At 59.3% G+C, this 14627-nt stretch carries 11 protein-coding genes; 2 read left to right on the forward strand and 9 right to left on the reverse strand.

The window, feature by feature from the left end:
- Positions 1 to 46: 46 nt before the first annotated feature.
- The 4 genes from AC1DF8_RS08630 to AC1DF8_RS08645 form a co-directional block, all read right to left on the reverse strand.
- A complete protein-coding gene (locus AC1DF8_RS08630; RefSeq protein WP_477995745.1) occupies positions 47 to 1870 on the reverse strand; it encodes an ABC-F family ATP-binding cassette domain-containing protein in 1824 nt (607 codons plus the stop codon).
- A gap of 3 nt (positions 1871 to 1873) precedes the next feature.
- Positions 1874 to 2530, reverse strand: coding sequence for a thiamine diphosphokinase (locus AC1DF8_RS08635; RefSeq protein WP_246715627.1), 657 nt, complete (start codon positions 2528 to 2530; stop codon positions 1874 to 1876).
- 60 nt (positions 2531 to 2590) lie between these two features.
- Positions 2591 to 3256, reverse strand: a complete 666-nt coding sequence (locus AC1DF8_RS08640) for an OmpW/AlkL family protein (RefSeq protein ID WP_477995746.1) — start codon at positions 3254 to 3256, stop codon at positions 2591 to 2593.
- A 93-nt stretch (positions 3257 to 3349) separates the two neighbouring features.
- Positions 3350 to 3877, reverse strand: coding sequence for a MarR family winged helix-turn-helix transcriptional regulator (locus AC1DF8_RS08645; protein ID WP_112544834.1), 528 nt, complete (start codon positions 3875 to 3877; stop codon positions 3350 to 3352).
- Between the two features lie 115 nt (positions 3878 to 3992).
- Between AC1DF8_RS08645 and AC1DF8_RS08650 the strand changes: the two genes are divergently transcribed.
- Together AC1DF8_RS08650 and AC1DF8_RS08655 are read left to right on the forward strand one after the other, a co-directional pair.
- A complete protein-coding gene (locus AC1DF8_RS08650) occupies positions 3993 to 5534 on the forward strand; it encodes an MDR family MFS transporter (protein ID WP_113209759.1) in 1542 nt (513 codons plus the stop codon).
- Positions 5535 to 5916: 382 nt separating this feature from the next.
- Positions 5917 to 7461, forward strand: coding sequence for a M48 family metalloprotease (locus tag AC1DF8_RS08655; protein ID WP_477995747.1), 1545 nt, complete (start codon positions 5917 to 5919; stop codon positions 7459 to 7461).
- 53 nt (positions 7462 to 7514) lie between these two features.
- Here AC1DF8_RS08655 and AC1DF8_RS08660 read toward each other — a convergent pair whose 3' ends face one another.
- From AC1DF8_RS08660 to AC1DF8_RS08680, 5 genes are all read right to left on the reverse strand, one after another.
- Positions 7515 to 8378 carry an RNA polymerase factor sigma-32 gene (locus AC1DF8_RS08660; RefSeq protein WP_029868975.1) on the reverse strand — a complete coding sequence of 288 codons (864 nt, stop codon included), beginning with the start codon at positions 8376 to 8378 and terminating at the stop codon, positions 7515 to 7517.
- A gap of 379 nt (positions 8379 to 8757) precedes the next feature.
- Positions 8758 to 9330 carry a CarD family transcriptional regulator gene (locus tag AC1DF8_RS08665; RefSeq protein ID WP_007825443.1) on the reverse strand — a complete coding sequence of 191 codons (573 nt, stop codon included), beginning with the start codon at positions 9328 to 9330 and terminating at the stop codon, positions 8758 to 8760.
- A gap of 397 nt (positions 9331 to 9727) precedes the next feature.
- Complete coding sequence (gene fdxA, locus AC1DF8_RS08670) at positions 9728 to 10066, reverse strand: ferredoxin FdxA (RefSeq protein WP_029868974.1); 339 nt, start codon at positions 10064 to 10066, stop codon at positions 9728 to 9730.
- A 196-nt stretch (positions 10067 to 10262) separates the two neighbouring features.
- Positions 10263 to 10667 carry an RNA-binding S4 domain-containing protein gene (locus tag AC1DF8_RS08675; protein ID WP_112544837.1) on the reverse strand — a complete coding sequence of 135 codons (405 nt, stop codon included), beginning with the start codon at positions 10665 to 10667 and terminating at the stop codon, positions 10263 to 10265.
- Between the two features lie 2 nt (positions 10668 to 10669).
- Positions 10670 to 13801: a helicase-related protein gene (locus AC1DF8_RS08680; protein ID WP_112544838.1), complete on the reverse strand. Its 3132-nt coding sequence runs from the start codon at positions 13799 to 13801 to the stop codon at positions 10670 to 10672.
- Between the last annotated feature and the right edge of the window lie 826 nt (positions 13802 to 14627).

Here is a 14627-nt window from a genome sequence, read left to right on the forward strand (position 1 = left end):
ACGGACGAAAACCACCCGATCCGACAAACGGAAGAATTTTTTCGGATCAGCCTTCCAGTTCCTCGCGCAACATTTCGAGTTCCAGCCATTCCTCTTCCATCTTGACCAGACTTTCGCGCAGCTTCTCCATCTCGGCAGCCAGCCGATTGAAGGCCGCCGGATCCTTGGTGAAGAGGTTCGGATCAGCCATCCTCTCCTCCCGCTTGCCAATCTCCGCTTCCGCCTTGGCCATTTCCTTCGGCAGGTTTTCGAGCGCGAATTTCTGCTTATAGGAGAGCTTGCCCTTTGAAGCCGAAGGAGCGGCAGCCGCAGCCTCCTGCGCCTTCGGCTTTTCCGCCGCTTTCTCGGCCCGCCTACGCTCCTCGGCCGCACCCTTGCGCTGTGCCAGCATGTCGGAATAACCGCCGGCATATTCGATCCAGCGCCCATCCGGTGCTTCCGGATTGGCAGGTGCAATCGTCGAGGTCACCGTGCGGTCGAGGAAATCGCGATCGTGGCTGACGAGGATGACGGTGCCGACAAAGCCCGTGACGATCTCCTGCAGCAGATCCAGCGTCTCAATGTCGAGGTCGTTGGTCGGTTCGTCGAGAATGAGCAGGTTTGCCGGTCGTGACAGGATGCGCGCCAGCATCAGCCGGGCGCGCTCGCCGCCGGAGAGGTTCTTGATCGGCGTGCGCGCCTGCTCCGGCTGGAACAGGAATTCCTTCATATAGCCGGTCACATGCCGCTGCTCGCCATTGACCAGCAGATTCTCGCCGCGCCCGTCCGTCAGGTAATTGGCAAGCGTATCGTCAGGATTCAGATCCTCGCGCTTCTGGTCGAGGGTGGCGATTTCGAGATTGGTGCCGAGTTTCACCGTGCCGCTGTCAGGCGAAAGCTGTCCCGTCAGCATCTTCAGGAGCGTCGTCTTGCCGGCGCCGTTCGGCCCGACGAGACCGATGCAATCGCCACGATGCACGCGGATCGAAAATGGCGTGACGATCGGCCTGTCATCGTAACTCTTGGTGATCTTGTCCGCTTCGATGACCAACTTGCCTGATTCCTGCGCGTCGGAAGCACTCGCCTGGACCGTTCCCTGCGGCCCTTTGTGACCGCGATATTGCGCGCGCATCGTCTGCAATTCGCCGAGGCGGCGCATATTGCGCTTGCGCCGCGCGGTTACGCCGTAGCGCAGCCAGTGCTCCTCACGTTCGATCGCCTTGCCGAGCTTGTGCTGTTCCAGCTCTTCCGCCTCCAGCACCTGATCGCGCCAGGCTTCGAAAAACGCAAAGCCCTTGTCGAGCCGCCGCGATGTGCCGCGATCCAGCCAAACTGTCGCCGTCGAGACTTTTTCGAGGAAGCGACGGTCATGCGATATCAGGACCAGCGCACTGCGCGTCTTCTGCAGCTCGCCTTCCAGCCATTCGATGGTCGGCAGGTCGAGGTGGTTGGTCGGCTCGTCAAGCAGCAGGATATCGGGCTCCGGCGCCAGCACGCGAGCGAGGGCCGCGCGGCGCGCCTCACCGCCGGAAAGGTTATTCGGGTCCTCTTCTCCGGTCAGTCCGAGATGCGATAGCAGGTAAGTAACGCGATAGGGATCGTCGCCCGGTCCAAGCCCAGCCTCGGCATAGGCCTGCACAGTCTGGAAACCGGCGAAATCCGGCGCCTGCTCCAGGTAGCGCACCGTCGACGCCGGATGGCGGAAAACGTCGCCCGACTGGGCATCGACGAGGCCGGCAGCGATCTTCAAAAGCGTCGATTTGCCCGAGCCGTTGCGGCCGACAAGGCAGATTTTGTCGCCGGCTTCCACCTGCAGGGCGGCGCCTGCCAAGAGCGGTGTCCCGCCGAAGCTTAGGAAGATGTCGTCAAGTTTCAGAATGGGGGGCGCCAAGTATCAGACTCCGGAAAGATCATAAGGCCGCGCGAGCACGATGGCCCTGCCGCTGGCGAGCGAAAAGCGCACAGGGCCCTCCGCCACGTTGGAAATGGTGCGCGACGAGCCGAAGGGCAAATGGAAGTCCGCGAGCGGATAGCGGGCATTCTCTATGAATAGGCCCTTCAATTCGCTGAAACCTGGCACGGAAAACAGGCTGCCTTGGGGAAGATCGATCTCCAGCGAGCCGGGAAGCAAAGGCACTGCCTCCTCACTGCCCGACGTGAGCAGGACGTCAAAGCCCTCCTGGGCCAGTTCGACGCCGTATAGCAAATGTTGAAGCGCATGGTCGGAGCGTTCGCCACCCAGGGCGCCGGCAAGGATCAGGCGTTTGGCGCCACGATCGATCGCCGCGGAGACGGCGATTTCACCGTCAGTCGCGGCCTTTGCGGCCGGATAGGGCTGGCGCGGCACGTCAGGAAATGCACCGTCGAGATCCGGCGGTGTGGAATCGAAATCGCCAACCCATAATTCTGGCACCACCCCCAACGCCGCTGCGTGGCGCATGCCGCCGTCAGCCGCGATGAAGCGGCTGTCCCGCACGGCGTCACGCAGACGATCCGTCAGGCTGAGTGCCCCGCCGAGCAGGATGGTGAAGGTGGATTGGCTCATGGGCATTGCCCATAGCGCAAACGGGGGGTGAAGGGGAAGAGGCGGCGCGAATCCGGCGCCTTCAGTTTAGAAGCGGTAGGTTACACCGGCGCCAATCAGCCAGGGATCGAGTTTTGCCTTGCCGCTGACATCGGCGCCGCCGACTGTCGCATCGAAATCCGGGCGTAGGAAAATCTTCTTCACGTCCAGGTTCGCCCCCCAGTGTTCATCGAACATGTAGTCGAAGCCCGCCTGCAGCGCCACGCCGAACGTGTTCTTCACGTCGAGCCTGTCGGCGCTCTTGCCGGACTGGTTGTAGAAGACCGTATAGTTCACACCGGCACCGAGATAGGGCTGGAAGGCACCGAAATCGGTAAAATGATATTGAAGCGTCAGCGTTGGCGGCAAAAGCCACGCCTTGCCGATTTCTCCGAGGCCGGCAATCGAGCCTTCGCCTTGCACATTGGCATAGGTCGTGCCGAGAATGAGCTCCGCCGAAATATTGTCGGTGAAGAAATAGGAGATATCCACTTCCGGAACCACTGTGTCCGAATAGGACAGACCGGATCCGGAAATGCCATCGACCGAACCATTGTCGCGCGTGATCACGCCGAGCGCACGCAGGCGTATCTGCCATGCGCTTTGTACAGCGGCCGATGGAGGCGCCAGATCGGCGGAAAGCGCCGCATGCCCGAAGGACACGAAAACGATGGTGGCGAAAATACCCCGCAGCCGAAGCTGATGATGTTTCATGTGAATCTCTCCTGATCTCGTCGAACGGGGAGAGACTTAGGCTTGCCTCGGACGGGTCAGCTTGAGCGAGATCAAACGCCCGGACTATTTTCTTCAGCCCGGCGTATCCTTGTCGCGGGAAAGGAATATCGTCTCGTAGCCGCCGATGAATTTCTCGAACAGCCGCGAGAAGCTGTCGATTTCTTCCTGTGGCCAGTCCCGCACGACTTCGGAAACGAAGGCGAGTTTCTGAGCCTGGATTTCTGCCAGCAAATTCTGCCCGACCGGCGTCATGACGACGACGATCCGTCGTGCATCCGCCTGTGAGGCCTCGCGGCGCAGGACGTTGCGGCCGACCATGTCCGACACGACCCGGCTCGCCCGCGATGGATCGATGCGCAGCGTCTCGGCAATGGCACCAACGGTTGCTTCGCCGTTTGCCTGAGCCCGCCTCACGGCATCGAGCACATCGAGATGCGAGAGCTCCAGATCGGGCGCCACGCTCTGAATCGCCAGCCGGCCAATCAGCCGGCGGCCCGTCATCATGCGCATGCGTGTCATGGTGCGGCCGATGCGCGGCACGCTATCCATGGAAGGATCATCAAGCTCAGTCGTTCTTGTCTTGGTCAAGGTTTCATTCATGACGGAACCATATCAGACGGGAATCAAAATTAAAATATGCCAATGTCAATAACGTGCCATTGACAAATACATGACATTAGCACATAAAAAGCCGACCTAATGAAAATGGCATCCGATGGATATGCAACTCACCCCCGCACCGCTCGTAACGGATCCTCGTCGACGGCTCATCCTCTTCTTCTTCCTGATGACCGCCATGTTCATGGCCACGCTGGATAATCAGATCGTGTCGACCGCACTGCCGACCATCGTCGGCGAATTCGGTCACCTGGATCGCTTCGGCTGGGTCGGTTCGGCCTATCTGCTTTCATTGAGTGCCGTTATGCCTCTTTATGGCAAGCTCGGTGATCTCTTCGGCCGCAAATATGTGATGATGACGGCAATCGCGATCTTCACGATCGGGTCGACGGTCTGCGGTCTCGCTGTATCCATGAACACGTTGATCGCTGCGCGCGTGCTTCAAGGTTTCGGCGGCGGCGGCATCATGGTTTCGATCTTCGCCGTCAATGCCGACCTCTTCGAGCCACGCGAACGCGCCCGTTATCAAAGCTATTCCAGCCTTGTACTGATGGCTTCAGGCGCGATCGGCCCGGTCCTCGGAGGCACGATGAGCGATCTCTTCGGTTGGCGCTCGATTTTCCTCGTCAATGTCCCGATTGGCTTCATCGTGCTTACCGGCCTTGCCTTCATGCTGCCCTACCGCAAGCCGCATCGCCGACCGAAGATCGACTATGCCGGCGCGCTCCTGCTGGCGCTGACGACAACCAGCATCGTACTTGCGACCGACAGCAGCGAGCTTTTCGGTGCGCTGATCTCGCCGCAGAGCATCGGCATCGTCACCTTCGGCGTGATCTGCGCCATCACCTGGGTTTTCGTCGAGCGCCGCGCGTCGGAGCCGATCGTGCCGCTGCCGCTTTTCCGCAATTCCACGTTCAGTCTGCTGCTGGTGATCTCGATCATGGGTGGTGGCATTGCCATCGGCATGGTCAATTACCTCGCCCTTTTCCTGCAGACGACGACGGGTCTAACACCCTCGGGCGCTGGTCTGCTCTTCATCCTGCTGACGGGCGGTCTCGTCGTCGGCTCTTTGAATGCCGGCCGCATCATTTCGAAGACCGGCCGCTACAAGCCTTTTGCGATCGCCAGCATGACCTGCAGCGCCATCGCCTTTGCGCTGATCTCTCAGGTTCATGCCGGTACGCCGATTGTCTTCATCGGCGCGATCATGCTGCTGCACGGCATTGGCATCGGTCTTGCCCAGCAGGTTCCAGTCATCGGCGTTCAGAACGCCGCACCGGCCCGCGATGTGGGTGCTGCGACCGGCTCGGTGACGCTGTCGCGCATGGGCGGCGCATCGATTGCCATCTCCATCTACGGTGCGATCATTGCATCGCAGCTCGGCAGACTCGGCTCCTCCATACCGGGTGTAGCCAATATCGAGGAACTGACACCGAAAATGATGGCAGCGCTTCCCGACGCCAGCCGTCAGGCCGTGGCAGACGCCTATGCCTCCGCCTTCTCGCCGCTGTTCATGACCTCGTGCGGCATTGCTTTGATCGGTCTGGTCGCCGCCATCATGCTGAAGCCTGTACAGTTGCCCCGCGCCGGAGAACAGAAGGCCAGCCCGGCCAGCGCCACCGCCGAAGCTGCGGAATAAGCAGGAGGCGCACGACCGGCCCTGAGTCTGCTCAACTCAGTCAAATCAGAGCAACCATTAATTGCATTCTTCGCGCAGGCGTTATAGTTGCCCGTATCGGTCGCCGTACTGACCGATTTTTTCCGCAGTGCGGCCGGAATCTGCACTTGCGATGGAACTTTCGCCATAATTTCATCGGAGCCAGAAGTGCCTCGACAAGCGAGGCATTGCCGAAATGCAACGGCGCCACATTTAGATAGAGTCTCGCTATGCAACCCATGCGGAAATCGGCTACAGCAAAGACTTGGATGGGCCGATTGTGCAGTGCGAGAACCGAGGCGGAAGCCTATTGAATTTTCCTGGCAACGGCCGGCCCGAAGACGCGGCAGACCGGCGACTTAAGATGGTGCGGAGAGACAGACTGGACAGCATGACGACGTGGAAATCGCCCGCGCTTTCCAGTGATGCCATTTTTGTGCCGCTCCGTTGGGGGCGCCGTCTTCTGTTGCTGTCGGCCTGTGCAGTCGCACTGAACAGCTGCGAATCGCTGATCGAACAATCCTATCAGCCGACCGTCGGTCCTTCGTCCAATCCGCAAATCGTCGATGAAGTGCAGAAGAATGACCCGCGGGCCGCCATGGGCGCCCGCGAGCATCCGCGCATCGTTGCGAGCTATGGCGGCGAATACAAGGATGCCAAGACCGAACGTCTTGTTGCCCGCATCGCCGGCGCATTGACGGCGGTGTCGGAAAATCCGAGCCAGTCCTACCGTATCACCATCCTGAATTCACCCGCCATCAACGCCTTCGCGCTGCCAGGCGGTTATCTCTACGTCACCCGCGGCCTGCTGGCGCTCGCCAACGACGCCTCGGAAGTCGCGGCCGTGCTGTCGCACGAAATGGGCCACGTCACTGCAAACCACGGCATCGAACGGCAAAAGCGCGAAGAGGCGGAAGTCATCGCCAGCCGCGTCGTCGCTGAAGTGCTATCGAGTGATATAGCCGGCAAACAGGCGCTTGCCCGCGGCAAGCTGCGTCTCGCCGCATTCTCCCGTCAGCAGGAACTGCAGGCAGACGTTATCGGTGTACGCATGCTCGGCGAAGCCGGCTATGATCCCTATGCCGCAGCCCGATTCCTTGATTCCATGGCTGCCTATAGCCGCTTCATGTCGGTCGATCCCGAGGCCGACCAGAGCCTGGACTTCCTGTCGAGCCATCCGAACTCCGCCCAGCGCATCGAGCTTGCCCGCAGCCATGCCCGCGCCTTCGGCCAGGAGGGCTCGGTCGGCGACAAGGGCCGTAACTACTATCTCGATGGCATTGATGGCCTTCTCTATGGCGACAGCCCGGAAGAGGGATATGTGCGCGGCCAGACATTCCTGCACGGCGGCCTCGGCATCCGCTTTGACGTGCCGCCCGACTTCAGCATCGACAACAAGGTCGAGGCCGTCATGGCAACCGGCCCGAACGATATCGCCATCCGCTTTGACGGTGTGGCGGACAACCAGAACCAGAGCCTGACGAATTACATTTCCAGCGGCTGGGTTACCGGCCTCGATCCTTCGACCATCCAGCCGATCAACGTCAATGGCATGGAGGCTGCGACCGCGCGCGCCACTGCCGACCGCTGGGACTTCGACGTCACTGTCATCAGAAACAACAACCAGATCTTCCGCTTTCTGACAGCAGTGCCGAAGGGAAACCCTTCACTGGAGCCGACGGCAAACGTTCTGCGCACGAGCTTCCGCCGTATGACGCCGGATGAGGCCGCTTCGCTGAAACCCCTGCGCGTGCGGGTGGTCACGGTCCGCCCCGGCGACAATATTACTACGCTCGCCTCCCGCATGATGGGCACCGATCGCAAGCTCGATCTCTTCAAGCTGATCAACGCCCTGCCGACGGGCGCTGCCGTTTCTCCTGGCGACCGCGTGAAGATCATCTCCGAATAAAAAAGGCCCGGCTTATACCGGGCCAGTCTGTGCTGCTGGGGAGTAATTACTGGTCAGGCATAGGCTGCCATGTGCGGATCGGCGCTGACGAGTGCTGTACGAAGCTTTTCCATCGCCCTGCTTTCGATCTGGCGCACGCGCTCCTTGGAAATGCCAAGGTCAGCGCCGAGTTCTTCGAGTGTCGCCCCGTCTTCGGCCAACCGGCGCGCGCTGATGATCTTCATTTCACGCTCGTTGAGATGCTTGAGGGCAGATGCAAGCCAGATCCGGCGACGTTCGCCATCGATCATGTTGGAGACCTGCTCATCCGGCAGCGGTTCGTCGCTGACGAGGAAATCCATCTTCTCGGCACTGTCGGCATCACCCGAAACGGAAGGCGCCTGCAGCGAGGCGTCGTTTCCAGAAAGGCGCGCATCCATGGTCTGCACGTCGGCGAGGCTGACACCGAGAGCAGCGGCAATTTCCTGATGAATGGATTGCAGCGTCAGCTGCGTATCGCCTTTGGCGAGCTTGGCGCGCAGACGGCGCAGATTGAAGAACAACGCCTTCTGAGCCGAACTCGTGCCACCGCGCACGATCGACCAGTTGCGCAGGATATAGTCCTGGATCGAGGCGCGGATCCACCAGCTTGCATAGGTGGAAAAGCGAACATCGCGTGCCGGTTCGAAACGAGCTGCTGCCTCCAGAAGCCCGACATAACCTTCCTGTACGAGGTCACTCATCGGCAGGCCGAAATTGCGGAACTTGCCTGCCATGGAAATGACGAGGCGCATATGCGCCATGGCAATCTGGTTGCGAGCGCCCCGGTCTTCGTGATCCTTCCAGCGGATCGCCAGATTGTGCTCTTCTTCACGGGCAAGATAGGGAGCCGCCATTGCTATTTTGATCATGCGCCGATCTGCAGACATGTTCTTCATAATCGCTCTCCTAAATGGGCCACGTGCCTAAAAATGAACAAGCAAACACCGTTTCCGGAACATCACTGCACCAGAGCAAAACAGGGTCTTGAATGCATAAAGGCCTCCTCCTGGACTTTTCAGGAGGAGGCCCTATCTCTCTTCATGTGCCGGCAAGACGGCAGGGTTGGATCTGTTTCTTGAGGTTGCCGCAAAGGCAAATTCTGGAAATCATGATCCGCTCCTCATCGAACGCTGACAGCTCCAGCGGCTTCAGACCGAGCTTCATGAGCTCTGGTGAGTCCGCATTACTGTGTATGAACGTCGCAACGGCAAAAAAGTTCCAATAAAAAACCCGGCTCCAAGGCCGGGTTTTTTTGTCAGCAAAAACAAAGCTCTATCAAGCGGCTTCGTCCTGCGAGTCGTCTTCCTCGATTACCTTGCCACGCTTCGGACCCTTGTTAAGGTTGGTCTCGACGAGGCGAACAGCTTCGGTTTCAGACATCTTGTTGACGGCAGCGATTTCGCGAGCCATGCGGTCGAGAGCTGCTTCATAAAGCTGGCGCTCGGAATAGGACTGCTCCGGCTGGTTCTCAGCACGGTAGAGGTCACGAACGACTTCTGCGATGGAAATCAGGTCGCCGGAATTGATCTTGGCATCATATTCCTGGGCGCGGCGGGACCACATGGTGCGCTTGACGCGAGCCTTGCCCTGCACGACCTTGAGAGCGCGCTCGACGAAATCGGTCTCGGAAAGCTTGCGCATGCCGATGCTCATGGCTTTCGCGACCGGAACCTTCAGACGCATCTTGTCCTTTTCGAAATCGATGACGAAAAGTTCAAGCTTCATGCCGGCGACTTCTTGCTCTTCGATAGCCGTGATGGTACCGACGCCGTGTGCGGGGTACACGATCGATTCACCAGTCTTGAAGCCGTGACGTGCGGTAGAAGGTTTTTTCTGCTGGGTGGTCATTCTAATCAAAAACTCCCTGTTACGCTTCCGGCGGCGGCCGGAGCCGGGTCAGTCAGGCCCGGATGAGACGGTTAAATCCGTCGGGTGACTTCACTCTGGTTCCACCAGACAGAAGCAAAAGCTCTCCTTGCGCGCGATCTTGGGATCCGACAGCTCAAGTTATTGATATGTCACGGAAACCGCGTGCGGATTTGTTTTACTTTCGTGATGGTTTTGGGCATGCGTCATGCCACAAATGGAACAGTGTGGTGAACGTATCACAAAAATATGAGGAAATCAATAATTTGCTTAACGTGAGTCATGTCGGCAACACATAGCCTCCATGTGACTCACGCGTAATCTGAAACGTTTAACCTGCCGCTGAACCCGGTTTCAACAGCAGTGCACGCCGCGATTTTCAGTCGCCGCTGCCAGGCTTTTCCGAGAAGTATTTCTCGAATTTTCCAGCCTCGCCATCCAGTTCCTTGGCCTCGGCCATCGGCTCTTTCTTGACCGTGATGTTCGGCCAGATGCTCGCATATTCGGCGTTGATCTTCAGCCATTTGTCGAGACCCGGCTCGGTATCGGGCTTGATCGCCTCAGCGGGACATTCCGGCTCGCAAACGCCACAGTCGATACACTCGTCGGGATGAATGACGAGGAAATTCTCGCCCTCGTAGAAACAGTCGACAGGGCAGACTTCAACACAATCGGTGTATTTGCAGCGGATGCAATTGTCGGTCACGACATAGGTCATGAAGAACTCCAGGATTTTCCATGCGGGCGGGGCCGGGCAACCTGGAACGTCGCGCCTGTCCCCCAAGCCGGAGATAAAGCGTGTACAGGCTTGGGAGGCAAGCACGCTACCCGGCAGGTTGTGTGTGACGTATCGACTTTACGGCAGGATTTCAAGGACAAACGATCTTCGAAAAGCCCACGGCAGGAAGAGTTTTCTAATCCTCATCCGACATAAGCCTGTCAATTGCGCGCCGTTCCTTTTTCGTCGGTCTTCCGGAGCCGGTGGCCCGAATGGCCTGCTCATAGGGGGTGAGGCGTTTTGCCTCATCCGGAGGCGGCGACAGATCCTCATAGAGCAGCTTCGCCTCCTCATAGGGTCCGCGCCGGTCGCCCGGCAGGCGAACGATGAGAATGACGTCCCTTCGCTCCAGCGTCAGCTCCACCCGATCGCCTACCTTGACCGTTTGGCTCGGCTGCCCACAGCGCGTACCGTTAATGCTAACGTGCCCGGACTGGATGTGGCTCTGCGCCAGCGAGCGCGATTTCACCATGCGCGCGAAGAACAGCCATTTGTCGATGCGCTGGCGCGAACCGCTTCCTGGCTGTGTCTCTGCGCCCATGATTACTTCTTCATCTGCTCCTTGAGAGCTGCAAGCTTGGCGAAGGGTGAATCCGGATCGATCGGCTTCTCCTTGCGCGGCGGCTTGGCTTCGAAGCGCAGCGGCTGCGAATTGCCGCGATTGTTGTTACGGTCATTGCGATCACCGCGATCCTTGCGGTCACCACGGTCCTGGCGATCGCCGCGCTGCTCGTTGCGGTCATTACGCGCGTTCTGAGGCCTGCCCCCATCACGATTGCCGCCGTCCCGGTTGCCGTCGCGATTGCCGCCATCCCGGTTGCGGTTTTGATTGCGATTGCCGTCCCGGCCCTCGCCGCCTTCACCACCTTGACGGCGATTGTTGCGCTCACCGCGGTCCTGACCCTGGCCTTGGCCCTGGCTCTGTCCGCCACGGCGATCGCCGTGGCCGCGGGCCTGCCGCGGGTTCTCGTTGCGGCCACCGAGGCGCCACAGGAGAACCGGCTTCGGTTCTGCAGCCTCGGTCTCGCCGGCTTCTGCCGAACCTTCGGCGACAGCAGGCGTTTCCGCGGCCACAGGTGCAGCTTCGACGACCGGCGTTTCTTCCGAAGCGCCGTCTGCGTCGTCATGGTCGGCCTTTTCAGCCGTTTCTTCTGCCGCGGGTTCCGCCGTCGCCGCCGGAGCAGATGATGCATCCTGTGTTGCAAGGAACGCGGCCGCTTCCTCAGCCTTCACGGCATCGGCGCGGTAGCCGAGACCCTTCAGGATCTCTTCCATATCTTCCAGCGTCGCGCCGAGAATAGACAGCATCGCCGTCGTCGTCGTGAAGCGGCGACCGTCATATGCGCCCTCCGGGCGCGTGCCCTGACCCGGCTTCCATTGCAGGAGCGGACGGATGAGGTCGGCCAGACGCTCGAGAATATCGATGCGCACGGCGCGCTTGCCGAGGAAACGGAAGCCCGCCAGTTTGTAGAACATGCGCTCGAAGCTCGGATCCGTGACCACTGAGGTGCGGCCGGCAGCGAGCACCGGAATGAGGTCGCCGTAACCTGCCTTGTCGAGGCCATCGTTCTTTAGCGCCCAAAGCAGGGTGATGAGCTCTGCCGGTGCCGGCTTCAGAAGCGCCGGCACGAAGATATGATAAGCGCCGAAGCGGATACCATAGCGACGCATGGAGGCGCGCGCATCCTGATCCAGAGACTTCACTTCTTCCGTCACGTCGCGGCGGAAGAGCACGCCGAGATTCTCGACGAGCTGGAAGGCAAGCCCCTTGGCAAGACCCTGCAGGTCTTCGGCACGCGACAGATCGTCGAGCGGCTTCAGGACCGTGCTGATATGATGATTGACGAAACGTTCGATACGGGCGGCGACATGGTCGCGCGCGTTGCCCGTAAGCTGGTCGTCGGCAAGCAGGATGACGCGCGGACGCATCACATGGTCGCTGCCCGAAAGACGGCCAACGGGATCGCCGAGCCAACGCACGAGTCCATCCGAGCCGATCGCCAGATCGGCATTGCCCGCGGCATGCAGGCGCGCGGCGCGAGCTTCGAATTCGAGCCCAAGCGCCTTTTGCGACGCAGCCTGAACCGCCTTGGCGTCCGGCCCGTCCGTTCCACCGACAGGCGTAAAGCGGAACCCGGTCAACTGCCCCACATGATGTCCCTCAACAAAGACATCGCCATTCACACTGATTTCAGCTTCCAGCATCGCATTCTCTCTCAGGCGCTTCATGAGCACAGATGTCCTGCGATCAACAAAGCGTTTCGTCAACCTTTCATGTAACGCATCGGACAATCGATCTTCGATTTCCCGCGTCTTTTCCTGCCAGTGTGTCGGATCGGCAAGCCAGCCGGGCCGATTCGATACATAGGTCCAGGTTCTTATCTGCGCGATTCGCGCCGAAAGCGTGTCAATTTCTCCATCTGTCCGATCCGAACGGTGAACTTGTTCGGCGAGAAACTGCTCATTCACCGTGCCATAGCGCACCAGATCGGAAAAGAGGGTAGAAATAAGATCGGCATGTTGCGCAGGCGTTATGCGCCGATAGTCCGGCAAAGCGCAAGCCTCCCAGAGCTTTTCGACCCGCGCAGGCGTATTGGCGAGGTCGACGATTTCCGGATAACGCGACAAATGTTCAAGCGCCTGTTGGTCGACAGCGGGCAACGCCCGCGTCAGGCCCGGCACGCGGGGACCGGTCTCAAGGCTTGCCCGCAGGGATTGTATCGTCGAGAAATCGAGATCCTTGGTCCGCCATTGCAGAACCTTGACGTTGTCAAACTCGTGGCCCTCGATGCGCTGCACGAGCTCCTCGTCGAAGGGTGAAACCTGGCCGGTAACACCAAAGGTTCCATCACGCACATGGCGACCGGCGCGGCCGGCGATCTGGCCGAGTTCGCCTGGATTGAGATTACGGAACTGATAGCCGTCGAACTTCCGGTCTTGCGCGAAGGCCACATGATCGACATCGAGATTGAGGCCCATGCCGATCGCATCGGTCGCAACGAGATATTCGACGTCGCCCGCCTGATAAAGCGCTACCTGGGCATTGCGGGTACGCGGGCTGAGCGCTCCGAGCACGACGGCCGCACCGCCGCGCTGGCGCCGGATCAATTCCGCGATCGCATAAACTTCATCGGCCGAGAAAGCGACGATCGCCGAACGCTGCGGCAACCGAGTAATCTTCTTCTGCCCGGCATAGAGAAGATGAGAAAGCCGCGGCCGCTCCGTGACCGTAATTCCCGGCAGGAGCTGCTGCAGGATCGGCCGCATGGTGCCGGCGCCCAATAGAAGCGTCTCCTCGCGGCCGCGCAGATGCAGGATCCGGTCCGTAAAGATGTGACCGCGCTCGAGATCGCCCGCAAGCTGCACTTCGTCGATGGCGACGAAGGCAGCCTTGGTTTCCCGCGGCATCGCCTCGACTGTACAAACGGAAAAACGCGCGTTCGGCGGCGAGATCTTTTCTTCGCCGGTCACCAGCGCCACGTTCTGGGCGCCGACCTTTTCGACCACGCGCGTATAGACCTCACGCGCCAGCAATCGGAGCGGCAGGCCGATCACACCAGTGCCATGCGCCACCATGCGTTCGATTGCATAATGGGTCTTGCCGGTATTGGTCGGTCCGAGCACCGCGGTCACACCGCGCCCGCTCAGTATCATCGGCTGCGAAGTCAGGGTCATGGTCCATGCAAGTGAGGCGATAGCGCCCAGGGTCAAGTCGGAGCTTCGGATGAGGCAAAGAACACATGGACAGCCAAAGCTCCAAACGCAAGGGCGGATTTGAAATAGACTTTGGATTGAGCACAGAAGTCACAGCCCGCTAAGTCCTTGATTTAAGATTCGGAACAGCTTGAGAACGAATCGGAGACGAATCGCTGACTCCGGCTGATTCAGCTTTTGTTCACGGCTAAGTATTGATTTTGAATCGCTTTTTTACACTAGATACTGAATCTGCAGCATTACCTGAGGACTGGTGGCGGCAGCTGCCGTTAACGCTTGTTGCCGAATCGTAAAGGCGCAAAGGTCAAGCCTGAAATTAACGCTTCGACCAAAGCCGGAACGAACCGGAGACGAATCGCTAAAGTCGAGGCTTTCCCTTTTCGTTCACGGCGAGATCTTGTGCGCATTTTCGCACCGATCCCAAGATACGGATTCCGGATTTGCTATGGCCACTCCGGACCGCCGGAAGCCATTAATCTTTTACATGCCAAATTTACGGAGCATTAAACCGGCCGGTGCCGACGATCCGGTAAAGGTCATGGCCGATCAAAGCCGGAACGAATCGCTGACGAATCGGAGACATCTCCATTTTCCCGCTTTGTTCACCGCAACATATTGTATTAAAAGATATTTTTAACCATACTTAGAAAATGTCCGATGGCATTTCGCCGACTTGCTTTCCACGAAACCGGCTAAAGTCGGCTTCCGTTGCAACAGCTGATAACGCCGCCGTGATATTCTGAGAGCTTAGCCGGGAACAAAATTCGCCGATGTGGGTTTCTAGTCC

It is taken from the genome of Rhizobium sp. 05N49 (assembly GCF_056396805.1).